This is a genomic window from Arthrobacter sp. FW306-04-A (genome assembly GCF_044358315.1).
Taxonomy (GTDB): Bacteria; Actinomycetota; Actinomycetes; order Actinomycetales; family Micrococcaceae; genus Arthrobacter.
In genome coordinates this window covers 857,294-883,194 of sequence record NZ_CP084559.1, presented here as the reverse complement: position 1 = coordinate 883,194, position 25,901 = coordinate 857,294, and the positions used below count along the sequence as shown (strand labels likewise).

Sequence of the window (25,901 nt, the reverse complement as noted above, 5' to 3'; positions counted from 1 at the left end):
CCGGCCCGCACGTGAGCGGGGCCACAGCACTACTTTGCACCAGAATTCATGTCCTGTCAAAGGTTTGTACTGACATATTTACAACGAAACGTAATGGCATAAAGTACGGCGCGGCACACGCCTGAATCCGCGCCAAATCGCCGGAGTTACTGGACGGGAACGGCGAGCTCTCCAGTGACATACTGGGCGCGACCAAAGCCGAAGGACCAGTCATCGGCCGTGTTTTCCATGTAACCGAGGAAGACATCCTCTCCGGCAACGCCAATCTCACCGAGTTGAGCGGCAACGGCAGCGAACAAAGATTGCTTGGCTTCGCGACTACGCCCGCCCTGGGTGAATATCTGGATCATGACCACACCGGAACTTCGCTCGAACCCAAGGCCGGCATCCTGCGCAACAATCTGGCCGGAAGGATGCTCGGTGATGATATGGAAGTAGTCGCGCTCAGGGATGCCGTACTCGGCGAGGATAGCATTGTGGATTCGCTTGCTGAGTTCGCCGAGCTGCTCCGGCGTGCGGCCTTCGTTGACGTCGATGCGGACGAGGGGCATGTGCTCTCCTTGAATAGTTTGTCCTGACATACTAACAAACTATCCAAGCGGGCCACAAGCTCTGGGTCCTAACGCCCCTCCCACATCGACGCCCGCTCACGTATCAACGCTTAAACGACGACGGCGCCTATCACCTTCACGTGGAAGGTGACAGGCGCCGTCGGGCGCGGTTGGGGGACTACCCCGGAACTACAGAGCTGCGAAGACCTCGCGGAGGAGCTTGGCGGTCTCGGACGGCGTCTTGCCGACCTTCACGCCTGCAGCTTCGAGAGCTTCCTTCTTGGCCTGTGCCGTACCCGCAGAGCCGGAGACGATGGCGCCTGCGTGGCCCATGGTCTTGCCCTCGGGGGCGGTGAAGCCTGCAACGTAGCCGACAACCGGCTTGGTGACGTTGGCCTTGATGAAGTCGGCCGCGCGCTCTTCAGCGTCGCCACCAATTTCGCCGATCATGACGATTGCCTTGGTCTCGGGGTCAGCCTCGAACGCAGCCAGGGCGTCGATGTGGGTAGTGCCGATGACGGGGTCGCCACCAATGCCGATGGCGGTGGAGAAGCCGAGGTCGCGCAGCTCGTACATCATCTGGTAGGTCAAGGTACCGGACTTGGAGACCAGGCCGATGGGGCCCTTGCCCGTGATGCTTGCCGGCGTGATGCCAACCAGTGCTTCGCCCGGGGTGATGATGCCGGGGCAGTTCGGCCCGATGATGCGGGTGACCTGCTTGCCGTCAGCGTCCACGGTGGCCTGGGCGAGTGCCCAGAACTCGGCGGAATCCTGAACCGGCACGCCTTCGGTGATGACAACGACCAGGCCGATGCCTGCTTCGATGGCTTCAACCACGGCAGACTTGGTGAATGCCGGCGGAACGAAGACGATCGAGACGTCGGCGCCAGTCTCCGCGATGGCTTCCTTGACGGTGCCGAAGACGGTGATGTCCTTGCCGCCGTGCACCACCGTGGTGCCTGCCTTGCGGGCGTTGACGCCACCGACGATGTTGGTGCCGGCCTTGAGCATCAGGGAGGTGTGCTTGGTGCCCTCGCCGCCTGTGATGCCCTGGACGATGACCTTGGAGTCCTTGTTGAGGTAGATAGACATAGTCTTGCGTCCCTTACTTCGCTGCGTTGGCGAGTTCGGCGGCCTTGTCGGCGCCCTCGTCCATGGTGGCTGCCAGGGTAACCAGCGGGTGGTTGGCCTCGGCCAGGATGCGGCGGCCCTCTTCGACGTTGTTGCCGTCGAGGCGGACAACCAGCGGCTTGTTGGCGTGGACGCCAAGCTCGGCAAGTGCGCCGACGATGCCCTTTGCCACAGCGTCACAGGCGGTGATGCCACCGAAGACGTTCACGAAAACGCTCTTGACTTGCTCGTCACCGAGGATGACGTCCAAGCCAGCGGCCATGACCTCAGCAGAAGCTCCACCGCCGATGTCCAGGAAGTTGGCTGGCTTGACGTTGCCGTGGTTTTCGCCTGCGTAAGCAACGACGTCGAGGGTGGACATCACAAGACCGGCGCCGTTGCCGATGATGCCAACCGAGCCGTCAAGCTTCACGTAGTTGAGGTCCTGCGCCTTGGCCTTTGCCTCGAGCGGGTCAGCCGCGTCCTTGTCCTCAAGTTCGGAGTGGTGGGGGTGGCGGAAGCCTGCGTTCTCGTCCAGTGAGACCTTGCCGTCGAGGGCAACAATGTCGCCCGCGCCGGTCTTGACCAAGGGGTTGACCTCAACAAGGGTTGCGTCTTCTTTCTTGAAGACGTCCCAGAGCTTGAGGATGACGGAGGCGACCTTGCCGCGCAGTTCCTCGGAGAAGCCAGCAGCGGCAACGATTTCGTCGGCCTTGGCCTGGTCGATTCCGACGGCGGGATCGATGGCGACCTTGGCGAGGGCCTCGGGGCGCTCTACAGCAAGCTGCTCGATTTCCATGCCGCCTTCAACGGAGCACATGGCCAGGTAGTTGCGGTTGGCCCGGTCCAGAAGGACGGAGAAGTAGTATTCCTCAGCAATGTCTGCGCCCTGGGCGATCATGACCTTGTTGACGGTGTGGCCCTTGATGTCCATGCCAAGGATGTTGGTGGCGTGCTCAAGCGCTTCGTCAGCGGACTTTGCGACCTTCACACCGCCAGCCTTGCCACGGCCACCGACCTTTACCTGCGCCTTGACGACGGTCACGCCGCCAATGTTCTCGGCTGCAGCCTTTGCTTCTTCAGGGTTGTGCGCCACGATGCCGGCGAGCACGGGTACACCGTGCGCTTCGAACATATCGCGCGCCTGATATTCAAACAGGTCCACGGTTTAGTGTCCTTCTACGTCGAAGTAGTTTCTGTACAGCCGGAAACCACGGTGACCGCGAAAACCGGCTGCGGATAGGTGCGCATCGAACGGCCGCCAGGCAGCCGGTCACATTGCGCAAGTTCCTCTCGAACTTTAGCCCCCCGGGGAGGCCAGCCGGTTCTACAGTACCTGTTAAGTGAGTAACCACACACTTCTATCGACCGTAGAAAAACCGCTATATGACGCGGTTTTCCCGAGTATCCAGCCAACGTCATGCTAGGACGACAGGACGCAGTTAGTCGCTAGGAATCCAGTTTGGTCAGCGGCGCGTAACGCAACAGCAGTCGCTTCTCCCCGACGTCGAACTTCACCTTCGCCACAGTCTTGTCACCGGCGCCCTCGACGCCGATCACGGTGCCGTTGCCGAAGCTGGTGTGGTTCACCTTGTCCCCCACCACGACGGCCACCACTTCCTTCTGCGGCTGGACACGATTGCGTACGACGGCGGCGGGCACGTCGGCGTCGAAACCGGCGGTAGCGCTGGCGGCAGCCCCGCGGGAGGTGCCCGCACCCCAGAAGGAGCCGCCGTAACGCCCGGAGCCGATGGGCGCGTTGCCCCAGCCGCCCATCTGGCGGGAGGTGCCTTCGCGCTTCCACTCCACGAGTTCGTTCGGGATTTCCTCAAGGAACTGGCTGGCGGGGTTGTATTGGCTCTGGCCCCACATGCTGCGGACTTCCGAGCGGGTCACATAGAGGCGCTTCCGAGCACGGGTAAGGCCCACATAGGCCAGGCGGCGCTCTTCTGCCAGTTCCTTGGGATCCGTTGCGGAGCGCTGATGCGGGAAGAGCCCGTGTTCCATGCCGGTCAGGAAGACCACCGGGAATTCCAGGCCCTTGGCCGTGTGGAGGGTCATGAGCGTGACCACGCCCATCCGTTTGGCCTCTGCCACTGCGGCGGCTGCGTCTTCGGAGGATCCCTCCGGAGCGTCCGGGATCTGGTCGGCGTCGGCCACGAGGGAGACTTGCTCGAGGAACTCCCCCAGCGAGCCTTCGGGGTTGTCACGCTCGTATTCGCGCACCACAGCCACCAATTCGGCGAGGTTTTCCACGCGCGATTCGTCCTGCGGGTCCGTACTGACCCGAAGCCCCGCAAGGTACCCGGTCTGTTCGAGGACAGCCTCAAGGGCGGCCGCAGCCCCCGATCCGGAAGCCACCTCTGCCAGGTCATCCAGGAGCTTCACGAAGCCAAGGACCGCGTTCACGGAGCGGGTGGCCATGCCGGGAGCCTGGTCCGCCCTGCGCGCCGCCGCCATGAACGACGTACGCTCACGCTCGGCCAAAGCCGCAACGGCGCCCTCGGCGCGATCGCCGATCCCCCGCTTGGGTTCGTTGAGGACGCGCCGCAAATTGACGTCGTCGTCGGGGTTCACGAGGACACGAAGGTACGCTAGGGCGTCCTTGATTTCCTTGCGCTCGTAGAATCGGGTGCCACCTACCACTTTGTACGGCAGGCCCACGCGGACCAGGACGTCTTCAATGGAGCGGGATTGGGCATTGGTGCGGTAGAAGATGGCGACATCGCCGGGACGCAGGCCGTCCTCGTCCTGGAGCCGGTCGATTTCCTTGGCGATGAACTGGGCTTCGTCGTGCTCGTTCTCCCCCACGTAGCCGATGATCTTCTCGCCGTCGCCTTCGGCCGTCCAGAGTTTCTTATCCGGACGGTTCGGGTTGCGTGAAATAACGGAGTTGGCAGCGCTCAGGATGTTCTGCGTGGAGCGGTAGTTCTGCTCCAACTTGATAGTGCGGGCCTCCGGGTAGTCCTTCTCGAATTCGACGATGTTACGGATGTCCGCACCACGGAAGGCGTAGATGGATTGGTCGGAGTCGCCGACGACGGTGAGCTCGCTCGCGTGGGGACCCTCGCCGACGATTTCGCGGACCAAGGCGTACTGGGCATGGTTGGTGTCCTGGTATTCGTCCACGAGCACGTGCCGGAAACGGCGGCGGTAGGACTCTGCGAGCGCGGGGAAGGCACGGAACATGTACACGGTCTGCGCGATGAGGTCGTCGAAGTCCATGGCGTTGGCTTGGCGCAAGCGCTGGGTGTAGCCCTTGAAGACTTCGGCAACGGCTTGCTCGAAGGGTTCGTTGTGATTTGCGCTCGACGCAAACGCGTCGTCGTCGATGAGCTCGTTCTTGAGGGCCGAGATCTTGTGCTGGATGGCCTTGGGCGCGAAGCGCTTGGGGTCGATGTCCAGGTTCTTGGCCACGAGCGTGATGAGCCGCAGGGAGTCGGCAGAATCGTAGATGGAGAAATTGGAGTTCAGCCCCACGTTGGCAGCCTCGCGGCGCAGGATGCGCACACAGGAGGAGTGGAAGGTGGAGATCCACATGGTCTTGGCGCGGCCGCCCACCAAGGCTTCGATGCGTTCCCGCATTTCCGCGGCTGCCTTGTTGGTGAACGTGATGGCCAGGATCTCGCCGTGATGGGCCCGTCCGGTGGCGATCAAGTAGGCAATGCGGTTTGAGAGAACACGGGTTTTGCCCGAACCTGCGCCAGCCACGATCAGCAATGGACTGCCGGCATGTTTGACGGCTTCCTCCTGCTGCGGGTTCAGCCCCTGGAGCAAGGCTTCCGCATTCGGCAAGCCCGAGTGGCCCCGACCGTGCCCACCACTGGACGCTTCACCGCCAGGCATCCCGCCCCAGGACACCCCACCGGACGCGCGACCACCGGACACACCGTCACCGGGCGCACCGGGTCCGGCTTGGTGCCCAAGCTGGCCGCCGGCGTCGGGCAAGCCTCGTTCGAAGTCCGGCAGCCCACCTCCGGCGCGCGAAAGCATGGCCGGAGCGGCCTTGGTGGCAGCTCTGCTGGCAGCTTTGAAGGGGCCATCCGCGTACGGGTCAAACAACATATCCATGGTGTTTACCAGTCTAGGCCGTGGCTCTGACACCACATGTCCGGATACCACTCACGAGCCCTGGAACTCTGGAAAGTGTCCAATAGGTCAATCCACCCGAGTGGACATGCCCCCTCATTGCTTGAACCACTGGACATAACAGCACTATGTCCACTCCACACACAAAGGAGAGCGCATGCTCAGGGGAACCCCGGGCACTATGTCCAGCCCGAACCCTAAGGACTGAGCATGCTCAGCGGTATGACTACGGCAGTCCGAACTTCTGCACCACACCCGGGTGGACATGCCCCTTCTTCGCTTGAACCACTGGACATAACAGCACTATGTCCACCCCTCACACCAAGGAGAGCGCATGCTCTGGGGAACCCCGGGCACTATGTCCAGCCCGAAAACTAAGGACTGAGCATGCTCAGGTGAATTGCGGCACCGAGGTGAGCGCCGCGTGCAACTCGCGGACCGCCGTCGGGCCTCCCGCAATGAACCACTCAAGGCCGTTGACGCGTACGACGTCGGTGTCCCCACCTGCCGCGCGGACGATCGCCTTGCCGGGGAGCCAGTCCCACTCGGGACAGCTATGTTGGAACCAGCAGCCCAGTTCGCCGTCGGCCACCCTGCCGAGATCGCAGGAGCCGGATCCGAACATGCGCAATGAGGCCGCGGACACCGCTGCGGCGTGCCAGGGCATGGCGGCGCGAGGATCGGCCAGCCACGTGGGGTGGATGTAGGTGGCGGCGCCGAGTTCGCTGAGGGGCGCCCCCGATGGTCCGGAGATCCGTTCATCGTTGAGCGTTGCTGGGTGGCCTTCCCCGCCAATCCAGAGCTTGTCCAACTCGGGCTGGTAGATGGCTCCGAGGATGACGTCGGGATCGGATGCGACGCCGTGCGATGCCGGCCGCTCGTGCTTCAAGGCGATCGCCGAGCACCAGTACGTGGAGCCGTGCAGGAAATTGTAGGTACCGTCCACGGGGTCGATCACCCACGTGCGGCCGCTGCTGCCTGCCACGGAGCTACCTTCTTCGCCAACGATGCCGTCGTCCGGACGGCAGCGGCGCAGCTGCTCAAGGACATAGGCCTCGGCCGCATGGTCCGCGGCGGTCACCACGTCCGAAACCGAAGTCTTTCGTTCTCCCTGCAACCCGCCCATCCGCATCAGCAGGGCAAGTTGCCCGGCTTCCCGGACCAGGGCGGCAGCCAGTTCGTAGTCGTCCAGCGATGGGTCAAGTTCTGTGGCGGAGTGCCTGCCAGTGGTCATGTGTCCAGCTTATGTGGCGCGATAATGATTCATATGGCCAAGACCCCAGCCCAACGCATCAAGAAACACGGCGCCAATGCTGCCGTCCCGCAGCACCAGTTGCCGTCGGTGGTCAATCCCACCACGCAGCGGTCTCCCGAGAAGGCACAAAGCAACGCGAAGCTCGTGGTGATCGCGGGGGTTGTGGCCAGCCTTTTCCTATTCTGGTACGTGCATCTCCTGACCCTGAACCAGATGACCCAGTTGTCGGCCGGCATGGCCATGCCTGATTCCCTCATTGGCGGATTCTCCACGGATTACGTCCAGCAGTTGCACTCCGCGATGAACGATGACGCCCGTGGCCAGCTCAGCTACATCCACAAAACCGCCGGAACCCTTTTTCCGCTGATCTTCGGCTTCACCTGGCTTCTGCTCATCGGCACCAACGTGGCCGGCAAGGCACTGCGTTGGGTCCTGTGGGCGGCTCCGCTGCTGTTCGCGGTGGTCCGTTTGTGGGGCAACGTGGCGGTTGACGCGGCGCTGGGATCTGCCGTGCCCGACGCCGGACAGGTGGCTTTGGCGTCCACGCTCACCGTCTTGGGCTGGGCGCTTTTCCTGCTGAGCCTTTTGGCTGGCGGCTCGGCTGTCTTTATGGGGCGTCGGCGTTCAAAGAGCGCTTGACGATCCTCCGTTCCCGGTGCACTCGCTGCGCCACCACCAGGCCAACGAGCGAGAGCCCGAGGATGATCGGGTAGGCCATGGTCCGTTCGATGGCGCCGGGCTCCTCCACGCGCAGCGCCGATGCAAGGACGAAAATCGTTGCGCCCAAGGACACCACACCGAAGAGCAGCACCATCCAGGACATCGTGGTGCTTCTCAGCCATACCAGGCCCAGCAATGCCAGTGCGAGCGGTCCCGCAATGAAATACAGCCCCGCTCCCGTCAAGTGCCAGGCCAAAGCAGTGTCCTCCGGAACCAGTCCCACGATGGTTTGGCCGATGCCGGCCGCCAGCACCAGTACGCGCACCGCACCGGCAGCAAGCCACGGTACCTTTCCAGTGCCGGAACGGATGTAGCGCTGCCCTGGTTGCGCAGCCACGGACAACACCGCCGAGCTCAGCAGCACGGCACCTAGCACCATTGCAAGGCCTTGCAGGACGAAAGAGGCGTTCATGAGCCAGTTCAATGGCGAACAGACCTCGTAGCCATTGAACGGCCCGCACTTGGCTGCGCCGAGGTCGCTGATGACGTGGGCGCGGCGATCGTAGCCAGGAGTGCCTTGCCAAGCGGCCATTGCTGCGGCTTCAACAATGAAATAGTGGATGAGGCTGAGGGAGGCCCATGCTCCCACCAGCTCGCGTCTTCCGGCGAGGTCCGGCAGCAATCCACGTTCTTCGGACAAAGGATCCCCGGCCCGCAGGGGGCCCGCCGTCGTCATAGCGCAAGAATAGCCGCCCCTGGAGCGGGAACGAAGACCCGGAAAGAAGACGCTCCGAAACGAAGGGCCCGCCATCCGCAGGCGTCACTCCTGTTCCGGACCGGTTCCCGGGGCGAGCATCTCCCGAGCTTGGAGCGCACGCTGGTGGGCGCCGGCCTTGTCGAAGCGGTCAGCCGCTTCGAGCAGGCTTTCCCTTGCTGACTGCTTGCTCCCGGTATCGGCTTGGGCACGGGCCATTAGGAGAAATATTTCGCCTGCGATCTGCGGGGGCAGTTGGTCAGCACGGCCCCTAAGCTCTTCCAGCAATTCGATTGCCGCGCCGGAGTCGCCGGCGAGGTAGTTCCAATGCGCGCGGTTGAGCCGAAGCAGGAGAATTTCCTCTTCGTTGCCGCCCACGACATCCGTGGCAAGTTCCGCCCGTTCAATGCACCGCAGGGTGGCGGCGTCTGCCACTTCGGCGGCCAGCCTCATCGCTGCCGATGCCTTGTTGAATTTGGCCCAGACATCAAGGTTCCGGGAAGGGGAAAAGGTTTCCGCTGCAAGCTCATGGTAGTGGAGGCCTTCATCGACCTTGTCGCAAAGGAACGCCACATTGCCGATGACCCAATACGCCTTGCCCGCCAACTGGTCATCCATCTCATCGGAGATTCTTTCCGAGAGGGACAGACACTCTTCCCATGCCCCCTCCAGCTTGCCGGACTCGGCAAACGCGGCGATCAGTGCCTGCCGGGCGTGGACGTCGATTTCCATGTCCGCGTCATCATCGACCAATCCGACAGCCGACGCCGCAGCCTCGATGGCCATCTCCAGGAGCCCTTCACCGCGCAGGGAATTCGCCATCAAAATAAGTGCTTGAGCCCGGTATTGGGGCGAAGCCGCAGCCAACGATGCCTCGGAAAGGGACCTCGCCAAGGACGTGGCCTCGGCGAAATCACCCGCGTCGAGAAGATTCTCCGCTTGAAGGAACGTCATGTTCCACCACCCGGTGGAATCACCCTCATCACGGGCAATATCCGCAGCCGAGCGTGCACCATCGGCGGCCTTGGTGAAGTCATGGCTGGCCCGGTGCCCCCTTGCCTGCAGCTCGGCGGCAGCGTACGACGGCGCAACCTTCTTTTCTCGCATAGCTCCATTATGTATCTGAGAGGCGCTGCCAAGGATGCGGCCAGGTGTTTAGCACGGTCCTCGGCCATATGGACGAGCGTTGATGACACGGCGTGTCGTTGCTCTTATAATGAGCATGCTTCACTTCGTTCACTCCAGTCGCATCAGTCACTCATACCAGGAGCTTCCGCATGAAAAGAACCATCGCCGCTCTCCTCGCTGCAGCAGCAATTTTGCTTGCCGCAATTTCCAGCTCGGCAGCCGTGTCCGCCAGCAGCGAGAGCCCCTCGCAGGATTCGTCAGTTGCTGTGAGCTGGTGGCCCAACTCCACCACCCAGGGTTCGGCAGAGGCTGTCAGCTGGTGGCCCAACTCCACCACCCAGGGTTCGGCACAGGCTGTCAGCTGGTGGCCCAACTCCACCACCCAGGGTTCGGCACAGGCTGTCAGCTGGTGGCCCAACTCCACCACCCAGGGTTCGGCACAGGCCGTCAGCTGGTGGCCCAACTCCACCCCGTCCAACTAGCAATACCTGAAAGGCGCCGGGCCAAGGTCCGGCGCCTTTCTGTTGCCGCCGGAAACTCCGTTCAGGCGCCGCGCAGCAGTTCCGCGAATTTCTCCGCTGGCATGGGCCGGCCGAAGTAGTACCCCTGCCCGCTGGCACAACCGAGGCGGGAAAGCTCAGCCGCTTGCTCTGCCGTTTCGATACCCTCGGCGACTGCCTGCATTCCGCAGGCATGGATGAGCTGAAGAACCGCCGCCACAAAATCCCGTTCCTTGTCATCCGTACCCAGGCCCTGGATCAGTGACCGGTCAATCTTGACCACGTTGACGGGGAGGTTGCGCAGATAGCTGATGGAAGAATAGCCGGTACCGAAGTCGTCGATCTCCAAGCGGATCCCCAGGCGTCGGAGGCCGGTCAGCGAGTATTTGTCGATGTCACTGCCATTCACCGCCATCGACTCCGTGAGTTCGATGACCAACCTGGATGCTTCCACTCCGGTTTCGGCGAGCACTTCCCGCACATGCTCGATCAAGTCGAGGCTTTGAAGTTCAGTTGTCGAAATATTGACCCGCATGCTGAAGTCTTCGTCCACGCCCGGGCCGTCCTGCCACTCGCGCAATTGCCGCATCGCTTGGCGAAGGACCCAATTGCCCAGATCGATGATGATGCCGGTTTCCTCGGCCAGCGGAATGAACGAATCCGGCATCAGCAATCCCCTGTCGGGGTGGTTCCACCGCACCAGCGCCTCCGCGCCTTCAATCCGGCCTGAGCTCAACTCGACAACAGGCTGGAAATGAAGGACCAACTGATCTGTCCGGATGGCTTCACGCAGCTCCGAGATCATGAGGCCTTGGAGTCGACGTGCATACAACAAGGCGGGCTCGAAAACCCTGACAGTGCTCCGCTGCTCGGCCTTGGCCGCATACATCGCCGTATCGGCTTCCATCACGAGGTCGTCCACCGACTGCCCGGGTTCGCCAACGGTAAGTCCGATGCTGGTTCCGCAGATGATCCGGACTTCGCCAATCTCGATACTCTCGCCCACGGCCCGGAGGATCCGTTTGGCCACTCCGCGTGCGTGCGCCGCATTGGATTTAGGCAGCATCACGGCAAACTCGTCCCCGCCGAGCCTGGCCACCGTGTCGCCGTCGCGGACCGCCGCGAGCAAGCGTTTGGCGGTGACCTGCAGGACAGTGTCACCGGCGCCGTGTCCCAGGGTGTCGTTGATCCCCTTGAACGAGTTCAGGTCCAGGACGAGCAACGCGGGTGGCAGTTCTCCCCGTTCTGACTCCGCCAGCTCGTGACTGAGTGCCCTGTTGAGCGCAGTACGGTTGGCCAGCTGGGTCAGCGGATCGGTGAGAGCCATCCTCTCAAGTTCGATCTGGGCCTCGCGCAGCATGGCGGTGCGGATTTCCACCCGCTCCTCGAGCTCCTGGTAGATGGCCTGAAGATCGTCCGCCATGAGATTAATCCCGGTGATGACAGCAGCCACTTCGTCTCGCGGACCGGAGACCGGGATCCGTGTGCTGAGGTCGCCGTCCGCAATCCGGACTACCCCTTCAACGAGGGCAAGGAGTCGTGGATCCTGGGGCTCATGATTCACGGTGGCGCTCTCTCAACCAGTCGCGGGCTTCTGCCTCGGAGGTGAAGAACCGCGCCGGAACTGAGTCCGACCTTGCTCGCAGGAGGTAATGCGCGATCACCCGATCCACGGGGCTTTCCCCCAGCAAGGCACATGCCGAAACAAACATTGAATCCGTATAGGCCAGGCGCGCGTCGTTCGTCACTGACAGTACTCCGGTCACCGTCAGGAGCAGTGGCAGCCTCCGTCCATCCGCAAAGGCACGGACGGCCGCGGCGGCAGCCTGGGCTTCCGGCGAGCGGACCACCGTGTTGGGCGGAAGAGTGACCTCAACGATGCCGTCTTCCGACAAGTCGACGGTGATCTGTTCCGCAACACCGAAGACCGCTTCCGAAGAAGCACGAAGTGCATCATCAGGAAGCCTGGATTCCTGGGCAGGCAGTGTCTGGGCGCTCATCGCTGTGTGGCCTGCCGCCATCGGGCAATCAGCCTGCGAAGGTCCCGAAAGGCACGAACCAGGAGGTAGGATGTTCCCTCTATGGGGAATATGAAGCCTGCGTGTCCCGTGCGACGCAGAACAAGCTGATGAGTCATGGGTCCTATGTTCTGCCGTGTCGATCAATCTAGTCAGCGCCAAGCTGCGTGGAACCCTCAGCCCGGCGCCACTCCGGTGAGTGCACTCATGATAATGCACAGACTGCCCTCCCATTGACATGAGGCTACCCCTGAAAACTCAGCGTCCTCCAATCCGCGCCGCTGTCCGTCGTACTTCCCGGACCCGCTGTGCCACTACCAGCCCCGCAGCGCAAAATCCGATGGTGATCGGATAGGCCATCAGGCGTTCCAAGGTTCCGGGTTCGGGGACATCCATCCGGGTCAGGCCGCCCACAATGAGCGCGCCCAGCGACACCGTTCCAGCCACCAGGATGAACCAACTCATGGGCGTATGCGGCAGCCAGAGCAACCCGAGGAGCAACAGGGCGAACGCTCCGCCGACGAAGAACATGAGTGCGCCAACAAGATGCAAGGGAGACCTGAGGTCTTCCGGCACACATCCGACAATGACAGTTCCCAGCCCGGAGAAGCCGGTCAAAACGCGGATCCCGACGGCAGACGTCCACGCTTTGCGATAGGCGGCGCCTTGCTGGATCCGCACACCGGGACGGGCCGCAATACACAGGAGCGCGGAGCTGAGCAGCAGCGCCCCGAACAGCATTCCAAGGCCCTGCACCACAAAGGACGCATTCATGAGCAGATGGAGCGGGGAACAGATATCACGGTGCTCGTAGATCCCGCACTTGATGGCGCCAAGGTCGCTGATGAAACCAGTCCGCCGATCGTAGGCCTCGGGCCCGCGCCAGGCTTCGATCACCGCCGATTCGGCCACGAAATACTGCACCACGCTCAACTGCGCCCAGCCGCCAATGATCGATCGGGTCGAGGTCAGGTCCGGCAGGTAGTCGCCGGGGGCGGCCGGCATCGTCATCTGATCTCCCATGCGGGCCAGCCTAGCGGCACATGCGGGGGGCGCCGGTCTGTCGGTGTTCAGAGGCCGCTACTGTTCAACGGCTGCCCCTGCAGCTTGTATGCTTGTATGCGTGCCCGGCCAGCGGCTCCCATGAGTTTCCGGCACGCGCACAGGCCCTCGTAGCTCAGTGGATAGAGCACGGCTCTCCTAAAGCCGGTGTCGTTGGTTCGATTCCAATCGAGGGCACTTGAAAGACCAGCCGCACAAATCGTCTCCCACGCAAGACCTGAGGGCCTACCTGCTGGGCAGCTGGACCCTGGAACGGTCTCTCCGGGACCGGGCGAGCGGAACCCGCGGCACGTTCACCGGCGTCGTACGCTATTCAGAAACCCCCGACGGCGGGCTCCTCTTTCGCGAAGACGGCACCATGACCTGGCCCGCCCACACAGGCCCGGCCTCCCGCGAATACGTCCTGAGGCCTTCGGGCTCACCCGCCGCGATGGACGTCTACTTCCCTGATGGCAAACCCTTCCATCGCATGAGCTTCAGCAGCCATGCGAATGAAGACCGTCACTGGTGCGATCCTGATGACTACAAAGTCAACTATCTCTGGGGCGGACCGGATGCCTTTAGCTTCGCCTGGGACGTCCATGGACCAGCCAAGGATCTGCTGCTGGAATCGCAGCTGAGGAGAGAACAATGACCCAAGACGGCTCAGCCAAGGACCTGATCGTCGTCAGCGCGGTCTGCGTCTACGATGACGCCGGGCGGCTGCTGACGGTGCGAAAGCGCGGCACGGACAAATTCATGCACCCGGGAGGCAAGCCGGAACCCGGCGAAACCGCGGCCGAGGCGGCATCCCGAGAGCTGGCCGAGGAAGTCGGAATCGCGATCGACCCCGCGGACCTGCAGCCCTTGGGCAGCTGGCTCGCCGTCGCCGCCAATGAAGCCGCCACGGACATCGAGGCCACCGTCTTCACCGCCCCGGGCACCTGGGAGGCCCATCCCTCGGCCGAAATCGCAGAGATCCGCTGGCTGGACCTCGCTGCCGAACTTCCGGAGGATCTGGCCCCGCTCCTGACAGACCATGTCCTGCCGACGCTTGCGAAAAGATGAGGTTTCCCACGCAAGGTTAATCCGCAACTGACAGGGCCCGAACTTCTCGGTTTTCCCATGAAAATCGAGTGAGAACTGACTATAGTGGTCGCACAGTTTGTTTTAACTTGATACAGGCTGCATTGTCAGATCCAGCTGGGGGATCGCATGCAATCTATGGTTCAGCGCCGACGCGCCGCTGAAGACGGGCGCGCCGCTGAAGAAGTCAGTGGAGAACGGACGCGAGTCCGTGACACTCCGCGCGAGGTCAGGGCCTACTCGGATGCGGGAATTGCCGCTTGGGCGGCGCAACTGGGTTCCCCCGCACCGGAGGCTCCACGTTCCCGCAGAATGGCGAGGACTGGCGGGATAGCTTCGATCGCCGCTTTGTTGCTCTACCTGACCTGGCGGATCGCGTTCACCATGCCGCTTGGCGGCTGGGACCATGTCATCGCTTGGACGCTGGTGACGTTCGAGGCCGTCCCCCTCGTGGGGCTCGTCCTGAAGTCCATCACGCTGTGGAACATCGATAGCCATGCCCCGGAGCCGGCAGCCGAACCGCCCAATGGCATGAGGGTCGCTGTGTTGATCCCTACGTACAACGAACCGGTGGAGGTCCTTGCCCCCACCATCGCCGCCGCCTGCGCCCTTCAACCGAGCCACGAGACATGGGTGTTGGATGACGGGTCCCGCCCGTGGGTTGAAGAGATGTGCGCATCCTTCGGCGCGCGCTTTGTAACCCGCACCGAGCATGATCATGCCAAGGCGGGCAACATGAACCACGCGCTGGATCTGATGGCCGCCGAGGAAGCCGCCGGCAAAGACCCAATTGACATCATTGCGGTGCTGGACTGCGACCACGTACCCCTCCCGACTTTCCTGACGGCCACCTTGGGATGGTTCGCCGACGAGGAAATCGCCCTTGTCCAAGGGCCACAGGCGTTCTATAACTCCGGAGCCTTCGACGACGACGGAATCTCCGGTGAGCAGGGGTTGTTCTTCAATGTCCTCATGCCCTCACGCAACGTTCCCGGCGCGGGGCCTTTCTGGTGCGGGTCAACATCGCTCCTCCGGGTCAAGGCACTTCGTGAGGTAGGCGGCGTTGCCACCGAAACCATTACCGAGGACATGCACACCACCCTCAAGCTCATCCGGTTCGGGTGGAAGACCGTGTATCACCACCAAACCCTGGCAGTGGGCCTGGCCCCGGCAACGGCCGATCAGTACCTGCTGCAACGCCGCCGTTGGGGCATGGGCGCGATGCAGATCCTTACTTACGAGCGACTGTGGGCCGCCAAGAGCTGGATGACCTGGCGGAACTTTCATGAATACATCAACGGAACCTTATGGTGGTTGGAAGGCATTGCCACGCTGATTGCGTTCATTATTCCGATGGCAGTGATGATCTCAGGAGCCCAGACCTCGACCGCCGGCCCCCTGGAGTTCACCCTCGCCTTTGGAGCCATGTTCTGGGTTCGTTTGTGGGGCGCCAAAAGACTCATGCGCCACCAGATCCATTGGCCGACGGCGTTCGCCCTGCGGATCTTCCGGGTTCCGGTTGGGATGGCCTGCCTCTGGTGGCTCGTCTCGCGCAAGACCCTTGAGTTTCAGGTCACTCCCAAAGGCGCCGCAGAGCTTCGACTCCGCGGGCGTGCCCCGCGGGTCCTCCTTGTGCTGATCTTCCTCGTGGGCGGGATCATTCTCTACGCAATCGCGGGAGTCCTGGGATGGGTGCCCTGGCGGACAAGTCCCGGCTCCACGATTGCGGCCGGCGTCTGGCTGGTGTTGGCCGGAGTTGTCCTCGTTCTGGGAACGCTCCGGATCCGGGCCGCCGAATTCGCCACATCACGAAGGAACGCCCACAGGGCCACCATCAACGTGCCCATCGTTGTTGAGGGTGTCGCAGGCGAGTTGCTCGATATCTCCATGGGTGGCGCCGCAGTTCGAGTGGAGGCCGAAGGACTGCCGGAGGCTGGCCGCGTTCACATGGCGCTGCCTGGGGCCAAACCGATTGGCCTGGACATCGTTCGGGTCTGGTCCACGTCAAGGCAAGGCCGCACGGCGTCACTGCAGGTTCGCGACGGTGACTGGGACGCCTATCGAAACCTCGCACTCTGGCTTTTCCACACTCCCGATAATGCACTGCCCGGTTTTCCCGCTGGTGTTCCTGCCATTGCAATACGCGAGTCGGCATGAGCGGGTACAGGATTAGAAAGCCCGCCGTTGCCTGGATGGTGATTGCCGCCGGGGCGGCGGTGGTCACTCTGGCTGCGGTCCTCGGAGTAAACCAAGGGACGTCGGCGGCGCAGTCCGTCGGGGATCTCGCTATCCTGGCGGCTGCGCTGATAGCCTCGGCGAGTTGCGTGCGGGCCGCCCAACGCAAGGACGAAAGCTCCCGCGCGTGGTGGGTCATGGCCCTTGCCACATTGGTCTGGACAATCGGACAAGCAATCTGGACTTTCTATGGGTTGACGCTCGACCATGACTATCCCTACCCCTCTATAGCCGATGCCGCTTTCGTCGGCTATTCGATCCCGGCCGCGATTGCCCTCTTCTTGTTCCCGCGTCCCCGGGTTTCCCGGGTTGCTTTCCTGCGCACACTCTTGGATGCGGCAGTGATCGCCTCCGCCGTGCTGTTCATCAGTTGGGCCACCGTCCTAGGTTCCATGTACAAGACCGAAGGGCAGGAACCACTCGCCCATCTCACCGGCCTTGCCTATCCTGTTGCAGATATCGTGATGGTCTCCATGGTCCTCATGCTCACGATGAGGAGGGCACCGGGGGAGCGCCTCAGGTGGGTCTGCCTGGGTGGCGGGCTCCTCGTCCTGGCGATCACTGACAGTACCTACGTGGACCTGACCTACGACGGCGTCACAGGGCTCACCGGAACACCCCTGGCGGCAGGCTGGATCACCGCGTTCCTGCTGATCGCCCTCGCCCCGATGGTCCCCTACGCCCCGCGTCCCCGGACGGATCGGCGCCTCTACACCCTGGCCTTGGAACTCCTCCCCTATGTCCCTGTCTTCGGTGCCGTCATGGTCGCGCCCATACGCGTCGGGCGTCCCAGCGACCCCTTCCTCCAGACCGTGGGACTTACCGTGTTGGCCCTGGCCGTCACGCGCCAGATCCTCATGATCCTGGAGAACATCAACCTGACGCGGGATCTCGAATCCAAGGTCGCCCAGCGCACGGCGGAACTCGAAGGCCTGGGCGCGATCGTCAACTCCTCGGCGGATGCCATCGTGGGCAAGACCCCGGACGGCGTCATCACCAGCTGGAATCCCGGGGCTGAACGGATCTACGGCTACAGCGCCGCCGAGGCAATTGGGAGGCATGTTTCCTTCATCATTCCGGACGAACTTGAGGACGAGGAAAAAGGGCTCATGGCGGCCATCGCGGCCGGCGGGGAAACGCACAGCTTCGAGACAGAACGGGTCCGAAGGGACGGTTCCATCGTTCCGGTGTCCCTGACGTTGTCCCCTATCCAGGGTACTGGCGGCATCCACGGAGTCGCCGCGATAGCGCAGGACATCACTGAACGCAGGATCGCGCAGGCAGAATTGGAAACCGCCCGGGAAGCCGCAGAGGAGGCCAGCCGCTTGAAGTCGGAGTTCCTGGCGACAATGAGCCATGAGATCCGCACACCGATGAACGGCGTCATTGGATTAACCGGGTTGCTGCTGGACACCCCCTTGGGAGAAACCCAGCGGCAATATGCCGAGGGCGTCAAAGGGGCGGGCGAAGCCTTGCTGACCCTGATCAACGACATCCTGGACTTCTCGAAACTCGAAGCGGGCAAGGTCGACCTGGACCCCGCACCGTTCAATCCACGCACCCTGGTGGAGGAGCTCGCGGCCCTCTTGGCGGAAGCCGCCCAGGCCAAGGGCCTGGAACTCATCGCGTACTGCCGGCCGGAGGTTCCGGCGATGCTGGTTGGCGACGCCGGCCGCATCAGGCAGATTCTCCTCAACCTGGCCTCAAATGCCGTGAAGTTCACGCCTTCCGGGGAAGTCGTCATTAGCGTGAAGGTCGTGGAGAAGGACCCCGCAAACGTCCGGGTGCGTTTCGAGGTCCGTGACACCGGGATCGGGATCGAGGCAGCAGACCATCTCAGGCTCTTCGAGTCCTTCTCACAAGCCGATGCCTCCACCACCCGACGGTATGGCGGAACCGGCTTGGGACTGGCGATCTCGCGGCGGCTCACGGAGGTGATGGGCGGCGAGATCGGGGTGGACAGCTCTCTGGGAAATGGCAGCACTTTCTGGGCCGCCCTCCCATTGGGAGTGACAGGTCCTGCCGCAGCTCCGTCGTCGATTTCTCCCGATCAACTGACGGGACTCCGGGTCCTGGTGGTGGATGACAACGCGACCAACCGCTTGGTGCTCGAAGGGCAACTGGCGGGCTGGCAGATGAAACCGGAGGCTGTAAGCGATGCCCAACAGGGTTTGGACCGTTGCCGCGAGGAAGCCGCCGCCGGACGTCCCTTCGACATCGCGGTGCTCGATATGTGCATGCCCAACATGAACGGGCTGGAGCTGGCGCGCAAACTGAGTACCGACGTCGCGTTGGAATCCATCCGGATCATTATGCTGACGTCCACCATGAATGTGGACAAAGCCGAACTCGTGGCGTCCGGGGTTCAGGAGTGGCTCACGAAGCCCGTGCGCAGCTCCGAATTCTACGATCGGCTCATGCGCCTTGTCGCGACCCATCCGGTCAGCGCTCCCAGCGCTCCCAGCGCTTCTCCCGCTGTCCCCGTCACCGTCACCGTCAGCCAGCCTTCGCGCGGCCTGATTTTGATCGTGGAGGACAACGAGGTCAATCAGCTCGTGGCCCGGAGCATGGTTGCAAAGTTAGGGTACGAGGCCGACGTCGTCGCTGACGGAAGTGCGGCGGTCGCCGCCACCGGGGCGACTAAGTACGCGGCGGTCCTGATGGACTGCCACATGCCCGTCATGGACGGATTCGAGGCCACCAAAGCCATTCGGGAACGGCAAAATGGCCACCGCAGGCTCCCCGTCATTGCCATGACCGCCGGGGCCCTGGATGAGGACCGTGACCGCTGCCTTGCCGCCGGCATGGACGACTATCTCACCAAACCGGTGGATATGGACAAATTGAACCAAGTTCTCGGCCGGTGGATACCCGAGCCGGCGAAGGAAAGCACCGAACCTGCCCTCGACCCCGCGAGGCTGGAAACATTGCGTGACCTCGGTCCGGGAGACGGACTGGGGTTGTTGCCTGCCGCGGCCCAAGCCTTCAGGCAAGACATTCAACCGAGCCTGCAAGCACTCCGCCAGGCTTTGGACAACGGAAGCGGCGAGGCTTTCAGGCAAATGGCCCATAAATTGAAAGGCTCAGCAGCCAACATTGGAGCCGCTCGCGCGGCCCGGATGTGCGAGGAGATGGAACACGGATCTTCAGACGGAGTCCCCGTTGATCGCGCTCTCCTCGCCAGTCTTGAAGCCGAACTGGCCCTTGTTGACAAAGCACTGGACGACGCCTTGGCGGTAGCCCCATGAAGGTCCTGGTGGCGGACGACGACTTCGGTTCGCGTCTGGTGGCGAAAGCGGCGGTGGAGCAGTCCGGCCATGAATGCATCGTGGCCGCGGACGGCAGCTCCGCCTGGGAGCTGTACAGGCAACACCGCCCGCAGGTGGTCGTGACTGACCTGATGATGCCCGGGCTCAACGGGCTGGAGCTCTGCCGCGCCATCCGTTCCGCGGAAGAGGACTCCTACACGTACCTGGTCCTTGTCACCTCGAAGGATTCACGTGAGGACGTCGTCGCGGGCATGCAGGCCGGTGCTGATGACTATGTGGCCAAACCGCTTGACCCGTTCGCCTTGCATACCCGGCTGCTGGTGGCGCAAAGGGTGACTTCGCTGCATACGGATCTTGCGCGCTACCGTGCCGCGCTCGCGGAGCAAGCGCGGACCGATCCCCTGACGAAGCTCCACAACCGGCTGAAGCTCTCGGAGGACCTGGAACAGCTTCACCGTACAAGCGCCCGCTACGGAACCGACTACAGCCTGGCGATCTGCGACGTGGACAATTTCAAGAGATACAACGATCTTTACGGCCACCAGGCCGGTGACCTCGCGTTGCAGTCGGTCGCGGCCTCCCTTGCCGGCGAAGGGCGCGAAAGCGACGGAATCTACCGGTTCGGCGGAGAGGAATTCCTCTTCCTGCTGCCCGGCCAGACGGTGTCCGGCGCTGAAACAAGGCTCGCACGCGCGCTGGAGGCCGTGCGCGACCTGGGCATTGCGCATTCAGGAAACCCCTCGGGCACCCTCACGGTGAGCGCTGGAGTCTCGGCGTACGTGCCAGACCACCGGGTCAGCAGCGAACGGCTCCTCAAGGAGGCCGACATGGCCCTGTACGCAGCCAAGTCTGCCGGCAGAAACCGCGTGGAAGTTGCGCCGGAAGTTCGGCAACACACTCAAAGCTGAAGCGGCCTCACCGGGGGCCTTACAGCTTCGGAACAGCTTCCTGGGCCACAGCCGTCGCCTCCGCGAACTGCGTGTTGTACAGCTCCGCGTAGCGACCGTCCGCGGCGAGGAGCTCCGCATGCGTGCCGCGCTCGACGATCGATCCGTCCTCCACCACCAGGATGACGTCGGCGGCCCGGATGGTGGAAAGCCGGTGGGCGATCACGACGGCGGTGCGTCCCTCGAGTGCCTCGCCCAAGGCCGCCTGGACGGCGGCTTCGCTCGTGGAATCCAAGGCCGCCGTGGCTTCGTCGAGGATAACAACCCTCGGTTGCGCGATTAACAGGCGTGCGATGGTGAGCCGCTGGCGCTCCCCGCCGGAAAGGCGGTAGCCACGCTCCCCCACCACGGTCTCCAAGCCATCCGGCAAGGAGCGGACCATCGCTTCGAGCCGGGCGCGCCGGAGCACGTCCCACATTTCCTCGTCCGTCGCTCCAGGCCGGGCCAACCGCAAGTTGGAGGCGATGCTTTCATGGAAGAGGTGGCCGTCCTGCGTGACCATGCCCAAGGTCGCCCGGAGGGAATCGAACGTGACGTCCCGGACATCCAGGCCGGTACCTTGACCGCGGCCGCCCAAGCGCACGGCGCCGGAGTCGACGTCGTACAGGCGGGACAGCAGCTGGGCCACAGTGGACTTGCCCGCGCCGGAGGACCCCACCAATGCCACAGTCTGCCCGGGCTCCACGCGGAAGCTGATTCCGTGCAGGACCTCCTCGCCGCCACGGGTATCAAGCGTCGCCACTTCCTCCAGGGACGCAAGGGACACCTTGTCCGCGGACGGATAGGCGAAGCGGACGTCGTCGAACTCCACCGCAACGGGTCCCGAAGGCACCGCGACGGCGTCGGGCTTCTCCTGGATGAGCGGCTTAAGGTCCAGGATCTCGAAGACCCGCTCGAAGCTGACCAACGCGCTCATGACCTCAACGTGGGCACTGGAGAGCGCGGTGAGCGGCGCATAGAGGCGGGTGAGCAGCAGTGCCAGCACGACGACGTCGCCCGCTGCCAGCTGCCCGCTCAGCGCAAGCCAACCGCCCAGTCCGTAAACGAGCGAGAGGGCCAGGGCGGAAACCAGCGTCAGTGCGGTGATGAACGTGAACTGCAACATGGCGGTGCGGACACCGATGTCCCGCACCCGGCCGGCGCGCAGGGCGAACTCGGCGGATTCTTCGTCAGGACGCCCGAACAGTTTGACCAGTGTGGCGCCTGGTGCGGAGAAACGCTCCGTCATTTGGGTTCCCATGGCCGCGTTGTGAGACGCGGCTTCGCGACGCAGATCGGCCAGCTTGGAGCCCATGCGGCGTGCGGGGATGAGGAAGATCGGCAGCAGCACCATCGCCAGGACGGTGACCAGCCAGGACGTGTTGAGCATGACCACGAGTGTCAGGGCCAAGGACACCACGTTGCTGACCACTCCGGAGAGGGTGCCCGCGAAGGCCGATTGGGCTCCGATGACGTCGTTGTTGAGCCGGCTGACGAGGGCTCCGGTACGGGTCCGGGTGAAGAAGGCGATGGGCATGCGCTGCACATGGTCGAACACCCGCGTCCGCAGATCAACGATCACCCCTTCGCCGATCACGGAAGACAGCCACCGGGTCAGCAGTCCCACCCCGGCGTCAGCGACGGCCACGGCAGCGATGAGCGCGGCCAGCCCGATCACGACGTCCACGCCTGCATGGGCGATGAGCGCGTTCACCACCTTGCCGGCCAGCACCGGGGTGGCCACCGCAAGGAATGCACCGGCAATGGAGGCCAGCACGAAGGCGATCAGCTTGTTCCGGTGCGGTTTCGCGAAAGCGAGCACACGCTTGATGGTTTCCCGCGAGAACGGCTGGGAGCCGCTCTTGGCGCGGGTGATGTTGTAGAGCGAGCGCCAGGCGACGCCATCCATGCTCATGGCTTGTGATTCCCCATTCCGGAAGTGTGGTGCAGTTCGGTCACGGTGCCGTTGTCAAGGTGCCAGCGGGAATCGAGCCGGACGTTTTCGAGCAAGCGGCGATCGTGCGTGACCAGCAGGAGCGCGCCGTCGTAGCTGTCCAGTGCTTCCTCAAGCTGCTCGATCGCCGGCAAGTCGAGGTGGTTGGTGGGTTCGTCCAGGACCAGCAGGTTGACGCCGCGGGCCTGCAGCAACGCGAGCGCCGCGCGGGTCCGTTCGCCCGGGGACAAGGAATCCACTGTCCGGGAGGTGTGGTCCGCCTTGAGGCCGAATTTGGCCAGCAGGGTGCGCACATCCGCGGAGTTCCAATCGACCAGGACGGCTTCGACGGCGTCGGCAAGCGTGAGATGCCCTGCCAGCAGCCCCCGGGCCTGGTCTATCTCCCCGATCGCCACGGACATACCCATGGAGGCATCCCCGGCGTCGGGCTGCTGAAGTCCCAGCAGGAGCCGCAGGAGGGTGGACTTTCCTGCGCCGTTGGGTCCCGTGATGCCGATGCGTTCGCCCGCGTTGAGCTGGAGATTGACCGGTCCCAGCGTGAAATCGCCCTGATGCGCGACGACGTCGCGCAAGGTTGCGACGACGGAACTGGACCGCGGAGCCTGACCGATGCTGAACTGCAGCTGCCATTCCTTCCGCGGCTCTTCCACTTCGTCAAGGCGGGCGATGCGGGACTCCATCTGCCGGACTTTCTGGGCCTGCTTTTCCGAAGACTCAACGCTGGCAGCACGGCGGATCTTGTCGTTGTCCGGATTCTTCTTCATGGCGTTGCGGACGCCCTGCGAGCTCCATTCGCGCTGGGTCCGGGTCCGGGACACAAGGTCCGCCTTGGTGTTGGCGAACTCCTCGTACCGTTCGCGGGCGTGCCGCTTCGCTACCGCCCGCTCTTCGAGGAAGGCGTCGTAACCGCCGTCGTAGACCGCCACACTGTTCTGTGCCAAGTCCAATTCGAGGACCCTGGTGACGCATCGGGCCAGGAACTCCCGGTCATGCGAGACCAGCACGGCACCGCCCCGCAGGCCTTGGACGAAGGACTCAAGCCGGGCGAGTCCGTCGAGGTCCAGGTCATTGGTGGGTTCGTCGAGGAGCACCACATCGAAGCGGCTCAGCAGGAGCGCGGCCAAGGCGACCCGGGCGGCCTGCCCGCCTGACAGGCCCGTCATCAGCGCATCCGGACCTGATTCCAGGCCCAGTTCCGCCAAGACCGCGGGGATTCTGTCCTCAAGGTCTGCCGCTCCCGATGCCATCCAGCGGTCGAAGGCCAGGGAGTAGGCGTCATCGGCGTCCGGAGTCCCGGCGGCGAGACCCTCGGCGCCCGCCTCCATGTCGGCCGTGGCTTGGGAGCAACCCGTGCGGCGGGCAATGTAGGCGGCAACCGTTTCACCGGGAGTGCGATCGTGTTCCTGGGGCAGCCACCCGACAAAGGCGTCGGCGGGAGCGAGGCTGACCGCGCCCCCTTGCGGACGGTCAGCTCCGGCAAGAATACGCAAGAGTGTGGATTTCCCGGCGCCGTTGGCGCCGACAACACCCACGACGTCTCCGGGCGCCACTGTGAGGGAGAGCTTCGAGAACAAGGTGCGGTGACCGTGGCCGCCGGAGAGCTCTTTGGCGACGAGCGTTGCAGTCATTGGTCTATCCTCTCACTGCTCCGCCCTTCAGCGGAAAGGGCTGCCGTGCGGAAAGGGCCGCCATGCGAAAAGGCGGGGGCATGGAAGAACCCGCTGGTCCGTACTTGGGGGGTGTGCGGACCAGCGGGTTCGAGAATCAAGCATAATTCAATGTGCCCGCATCGTAAAATCGACCTCGCTGTCCTGTCAGAAACTCTGCCGCAAACCGTCTATCAGAAAGTGGTTCATGTCCCTCCCTTCCAAGGCGTTCCAGCGCTGGTTGCACGGGATCGCCCCGAATACCAGCACGGCCGATGTCTGCCGATTCTCAGGAGTGAAACGCACCACACTCGCCCAGCAATTGGTCAGGGGCAAGGTGGCGGAGACGTCGCTCGTGAGCATCAGCCGGGCCTTCGACATGAATCCCTTCGATGCGCTCGCACAATTCGAGGCCTACGCAGCGCTTCGAGGGACCCCGGTTCCGCCCACTGACGCGGAACTCGTCAGCCAGGTCTCCACCATGGACCTATTGAGGGCGGTCGTGGAGCGCTCCGAACCCCGTGACGGCCTCGCGCCCTTGGTCCTGGCAGAAACACCGCACGCGACGTCAGTCAGGAGCTGGGTGGACGCGGTCGACGACGGCGAGCTGCGCCACCGGGTCAGCGATGCCACCGGGATCGCGCCGCAGAACTTCTCCGCCCACCTGACTGCCAACCGGCTCCCCCCGGAACTGGCGCTGGCCACGTCACGCGCCGCCGGCGTCGGACCCGCCGGAGGCCTCGTGGCCAGCGGCCTCGTCACGGAGGCAGAAGCCGGTTGGCCCCCTGGGGCACGGCGGGATGCCCTGGACAGGATGACGGAAGGCGAACTAGCTCTGTTGGCCGGAGAGCGGCTTCAGGCCCTGGGCAAGGCCTTGCGCCGCCAAGAGCACGAGGCCGACCACACCAATAGAATCTGGGAGAACCTAGGATGATCGCCGTCCTGCAGTGGGCCACGCTCTTTGTCAGCCTCACGTTGACGGCCGTCCGCATTCCGAGCGCCATACGGGGCGAGAACCGGATGATGTTGGTCCTGTTCGTGCTGATTTCCCTTGACATCCTGCTCAGCATCGAGGGTCCTTACATGTTAATCGACGCGTGGCTGGGCGACTTCAATGTGGCCAACCTGCTTCTCCGGTTCCTGCTGTATGGAACGTTCCTGCTCATGGGCATCAAGGTGGCCAGGGCTTTTGCTTCGCCCGGCGGGGAACGCGCCATCAGGGGACCAGTCGGCTTGGCTGTTTTGGGAGTCACCGCGGTCCTCACGGCCTTCTTTTTCTTCTCGATGGACACCAGTGACTCCACTGTTGGCCTGAGTGAACTGGACCCGGGGCCGGCCCTTGATATCTATGCGGCCCTGGGCAGGTTCTACCCGGGCTACGTTGCCGCATGCCTCGTCCCGGGCATGTGGCGATCCGTGCGGCGCTCCGGTCCCGTTTTGCTGCGTGCCGCCTCCGCGACGCTGCTCCTGGGCCTCGGATTGCTCATCGTTTCGCAGGTCTTTCCGCTCATCCCGGCGTCGGTCGGGTGGCTGCGGCCACTCATCAACTACTCGGCAGCCTTGGCGAGCACGATTGGTTTGGGAGGCATCTGGCTGTCCAAGGCCATTGCGCACCGCACTCGCAGCGCGGTAACGTCAACGCAATAGAGAAACATACCGCGTAACCTCTTTCACAAATC

Annotated in this window: 21 protein-coding genes and 1 tRNA gene; 10 read left to right on the top strand and 12 right to left on the bottom strand. The window is 63.4% G+C overall.

Annotation, left to right across the window (positions count from 1 at the left end; all coding sequences use genetic code 11):
• Positions 1-146 precede the first annotated feature (146 nt).
• From LFT43_RS04175 to LFT43_RS04155, 5 genes are all read right to left on the bottom strand, one after another.
• Positions 147-551, bottom strand: a complete 405-nt coding sequence (locus tag LFT43_RS04175; RefSeq protein ID WP_395801288.1) for a tautomerase family protein — start codon at positions 549-551, stop codon at positions 147-149.
• 189 nt (positions 552-740) lie between these two features.
• The gene (gene sucD, locus LFT43_RS04170) at positions 741-1,643 is read right to left on the bottom strand and encodes a succinate--CoA ligase subunit alpha (RefSeq protein ID WP_395801287.1); all 903 of its coding nucleotides are present in this window, start codon (positions 1,641-1,643) and stop codon (positions 741-743) included.
• 13 nt (positions 1,644-1,656) lie between these two features.
• On the bottom strand, positions 1,657-2,826 hold the full coding sequence (gene sucC / locus LFT43_RS04165) for an ADP-forming succinate--CoA ligase subunit beta (protein WP_395801286.1): 1,170 nt from the start codon (positions 2,824-2,826) through the stop codon (positions 1,657-1,659).
• A 284-nt stretch (positions 2,827-3,110) separates the two neighbouring features.
• The gene (gene pcrA / locus LFT43_RS04160) at positions 3,111-5,726 is read right to left on the bottom strand and encodes a DNA helicase PcrA (RefSeq protein ID WP_395802882.1); all 2,616 of its coding nucleotides are present in this window, start codon (positions 5,724-5,726) and stop codon (positions 3,111-3,113) included.
• A 415-nt stretch (positions 5,727-6,141) separates the two neighbouring features.
• Entirely contained in the window at positions 6,142-6,984 is an 843-nt protein-coding gene (locus LFT43_RS04155; protein ID WP_395801285.1) for an inositol monophosphatase family protein, read from the bottom strand.
• Between the two features lie 33 nt (positions 6,985-7,017).
• On the opposite strand from LFT43_RS04155, the gene LFT43_RS04150 reads away from it, so the two are divergent.
• On the top strand, positions 7,018-7,644 hold the full coding sequence (locus tag LFT43_RS04150) for a hypothetical protein (protein WP_395801284.1): 627 nt from the start codon (positions 7,018-7,020) through the stop codon (positions 7,642-7,644).
• Here LFT43_RS04150 and LFT43_RS04145 read toward each other — a convergent pair.
• Positions 7,613-8,401: a DUF998 domain-containing protein gene (locus LFT43_RS04145; protein WP_395801283.1), complete on the bottom strand. Its 789-nt coding sequence runs from the start codon at positions 8,399-8,401 to the stop codon at positions 7,613-7,615. The genes LFT43_RS04150 and LFT43_RS04145 overlap by 32 nt on opposite strands.
• 84 nt (positions 8,402-8,485) lie before the next feature.
• A complete protein-coding gene (locus LFT43_RS04140; RefSeq protein WP_395801282.1) occupies positions 8,486-9,526 on the bottom strand; it encodes a hypothetical protein in 1,041 nt (346 codons plus the stop codon).
• Positions 9,527-9,696: 170 nt separating this feature from the next.
• Here LFT43_RS04140 and LFT43_RS04135 point away from each other — a divergent pair, with 170 nt between their 5' ends.
• Positions 9,697-10,029, top strand: a complete 333-nt coding sequence (locus LFT43_RS04135; protein WP_395801281.1) for a hypothetical protein — start codon at positions 9,697-9,699, stop codon at positions 10,027-10,029.
• Between the two features lie 61 nt (positions 10,030-10,090).
• Here LFT43_RS04135 and LFT43_RS04130 read toward each other — a convergent pair whose 3' ends face one another.
• The 3 genes from LFT43_RS04130 to LFT43_RS04120 all read right to left on the bottom strand — a co-directional run bounded on the left by LFT43_RS04130 (position 10,091) and on the right by LFT43_RS04120 (position 13,088).
• Positions 10,091-11,611: a putative bifunctional diguanylate cyclase/phosphodiesterase gene (locus tag LFT43_RS04130; protein ID WP_395801280.1), complete on the bottom strand. Its 1,521-nt coding sequence runs from the start codon at positions 11,609-11,611 to the stop codon at positions 10,091-10,093.
• Positions 11,601-12,047, bottom strand: coding sequence for a hypothetical protein (locus LFT43_RS04125; protein ID WP_395801279.1), 447 nt, complete (start codon positions 12,045-12,047; stop codon positions 11,601-11,603). Before LFT43_RS04125 ends, LFT43_RS04130 begins: the two co-directional genes overlap by 11 nt.
• Positions 12,048-12,323: 276 nt before the next feature.
• Complete coding sequence (locus tag LFT43_RS04120; RefSeq protein WP_395801278.1) at positions 12,324-13,088, bottom strand: hypothetical protein; 765 nt, start codon at positions 13,086-13,088, stop codon at positions 12,324-12,326.
• Positions 13,089-13,231: 143 nt separating this feature from the next.
• On the opposite strand from LFT43_RS04120, the gene LFT43_RS04115 reads away from it, so the two are divergent.
• The 6 genes from LFT43_RS04115 (at position 13,232) to LFT43_RS04090 (ending at position 20,604) form a co-directional block, all read left to right on the top strand.
• Positions 13,232-13,304: transfer RNA gene (locus LFT43_RS04115), tRNA-Arg, on the top strand.
• Position 13,305: 1 nt separating this feature from the next.
• Positions 13,306-13,761 carry a DUF6314 family protein gene (locus tag LFT43_RS04110; RefSeq protein WP_395801277.1) on the top strand — a complete coding sequence of 152 codons (456 nt, stop codon included), beginning with the start codon at positions 13,306-13,308 and terminating at the stop codon, positions 13,759-13,761.
• Complete coding sequence (locus LFT43_RS04105) at positions 13,758-14,174, top strand: NUDIX domain-containing protein (RefSeq protein WP_395801276.1); 417 nt, start codon at positions 13,758-13,760, stop codon at positions 14,172-14,174. The genes LFT43_RS04110 and LFT43_RS04105 overlap by 4 nt, the downstream gene beginning before the upstream one ends.
• Positions 14,175-14,330: 156 nt before the next feature.
• Positions 14,331-16,349: a glycosyltransferase family 2 protein gene (locus LFT43_RS04100; protein WP_395801275.1), complete on the top strand. Its 2,019-nt coding sequence runs from the start codon at positions 14,331-14,333 to the stop codon at positions 16,347-16,349.
• A complete protein-coding gene (locus tag LFT43_RS04095) occupies positions 16,346-19,675 on the top strand; it encodes a response regulator (RefSeq protein ID WP_395801274.1) in 3,330 nt (1,109 codons plus the stop codon). Before LFT43_RS04100 ends, LFT43_RS04095 begins: the two co-directional genes overlap by 4 nt.
• A complete protein-coding gene (locus LFT43_RS04090) occupies positions 19,672-20,604 on the top strand; it encodes a diguanylate cyclase (RefSeq protein WP_395801273.1) in 933 nt (310 codons plus the stop codon). Before LFT43_RS04095 ends, LFT43_RS04090 begins: the two co-directional genes overlap by 4 nt.
• Positions 20,605-20,623: 19 nt before the next feature.
• On the opposite strand, the gene LFT43_RS04085 is transcribed toward LFT43_RS04090, so the two are convergent.
• Both LFT43_RS04085 and LFT43_RS04080 read right to left on the bottom strand, forming a co-directional pair.
• Complete coding sequence (locus tag LFT43_RS04085) at positions 20,624-22,537, bottom strand: ABC transporter ATP-binding protein (protein WP_395801272.1); 1,914 nt, start codon at positions 22,535-22,537, stop codon at positions 20,624-20,626.
• The gene (locus LFT43_RS04080; protein ID WP_395801271.1) at positions 22,534-24,204 is read right to left on the bottom strand and encodes an ABC-F family ATP-binding cassette domain-containing protein; all 1,671 of its coding nucleotides are present in this window, start codon (positions 24,202-24,204) and stop codon (positions 22,534-22,536) included. The genes LFT43_RS04085 and LFT43_RS04080 overlap by 4 nt, the downstream gene beginning before the upstream one ends.
• 226 nt (positions 24,205-24,430) lie before the next feature.
• On the opposite strand from LFT43_RS04080, the gene LFT43_RS04075 reads away from it, so the two are divergent.
• Together LFT43_RS04075 and LFT43_RS04070 are read left to right on the top strand one after the other, a co-directional pair.
• Complete coding sequence (locus LFT43_RS04075; RefSeq protein ID WP_395801270.1) at positions 24,431-25,156, top strand: hypothetical protein; 726 nt, start codon at positions 24,431-24,433, stop codon at positions 25,154-25,156.
• Positions 25,153-25,869 carry a hypothetical protein gene (locus LFT43_RS04070; RefSeq protein WP_395801269.1) on the top strand — a complete coding sequence of 239 codons (717 nt, stop codon included), beginning with the start codon at positions 25,153-25,155 and terminating at the stop codon, positions 25,867-25,869. Before LFT43_RS04075 ends, LFT43_RS04070 begins: the two co-directional genes overlap by 4 nt.
• Positions 25,870-25,901 lie beyond the last annotated feature (32 nt).

What these genes read in the sequence shown, in the direction of transcription:
- LFT43_RS04145 (WP_395801283.1), bottom strand. Translation starts at nt 8,401, where the DNA reads ATGACGACGGCGGGCCCCCTGCGGGCCGGGGATCCTTTGTCCGAAGAA.
- LFT43_RS04120 (WP_395801278.1), bottom strand. Translation starts at nt 13,088, where the DNA reads ATGGGAGATCAGATGACGATGCCGGCCGCCCCCGGCGACTACCTGCCG.
- LFT43_RS04155 (WP_395801285.1), bottom strand. Translation starts at nt 6,984, where the DNA reads ATGACCACTGGCAGGCACTCCGCCACAGAACTTGACCCATCGCTGGAC.
- sucD (WP_395801287.1), bottom strand. Translation starts at nt 1,643, where the DNA reads ATGTCTATCTACCTCAACAAGGACTCCAAGGTCATCGTCCAGGGCATC.
- LFT43_RS04085 (WP_395801272.1), bottom strand. Translation starts at nt 22,537, where the DNA reads ATGAGCATGGATGGCGTCGCCTGGCGCTCGCTCTACAACATCACCCGC.
- LFT43_RS04150 (WP_395801284.1), top strand. Translation starts at nt 7,018, where the DNA reads ATGGCCAAGACCCCAGCCCAACGCATCAAGAAACACGGCGCCAATGCT.
- LFT43_RS04095 (WP_395801274.1), top strand. Translation starts at nt 16,346, where the DNA reads ATGAGCGGGTACAGGATTAGAAAGCCCGCCGTTGCCTGGATGGTGATT.
- LFT43_RS04075 (WP_395801270.1), top strand. Translation starts at nt 24,431, where the DNA reads ATGTCCCTCCCTTCCAAGGCGTTCCAGCGCTGGTTGCACGGGATCGCC.
- LFT43_RS04175 (WP_395801288.1), bottom strand. Translation starts at nt 551, where the DNA reads ATGCCCCTCGTCCGCATCGACGTCAACGAAGGCCGCACGCCGGAGCAG.
- LFT43_RS04070 (WP_395801269.1), top strand. Translation starts at nt 25,153, where the DNA reads ATGATCGCCGTCCTGCAGTGGGCCACGCTCTTTGTCAGCCTCACGTTG.
- LFT43_RS04080 (WP_395801271.1), bottom strand. Translation starts at nt 24,204, where the DNA reads ATGACTGCAACGCTCGTCGCCAAAGAGCTCTCCGGCGGCCACGGTCAC.
- LFT43_RS04090 (WP_395801273.1), top strand. Translation starts at nt 19,672, where the DNA reads ATGAAGGTCCTGGTGGCGGACGACGACTTCGGTTCGCGTCTGGTGGCG.
- LFT43_RS04125 (WP_395801279.1), bottom strand. Translation starts at nt 12,047, where the DNA reads ATGAGCGCCCAGACACTGCCTGCCCAGGAATCCAGGCTTCCTGATGAT.
- LFT43_RS04140 (WP_395801282.1), bottom strand. Translation starts at nt 9,526, where the DNA reads ATGCGAGAAAAGAAGGTTGCGCCGTCGTACGCTGCCGCCGAGCTGCAG.
- LFT43_RS04105 (WP_395801276.1), top strand. Translation starts at nt 13,758, where the DNA reads ATGACCCAAGACGGCTCAGCCAAGGACCTGATCGTCGTCAGCGCGGTC.
- pcrA (WP_395802882.1), bottom strand. Translation starts at nt 5,726, where the DNA reads ATGTTGTTTGACCCGTACGCGGATGGCCCCTTCAAAGCTGCCAGCAGA.
- LFT43_RS04135 (WP_395801281.1), top strand. Translation starts at nt 9,697, where the DNA reads ATGAAAAGAACCATCGCCGCTCTCCTCGCTGCAGCAGCAATTTTGCTT.
- LFT43_RS04100 (WP_395801275.1), top strand. Translation starts at nt 14,331, where the DNA reads ATGGTTCAGCGCCGACGCGCCGCTGAAGACGGGCGCGCCGCTGAAGAA.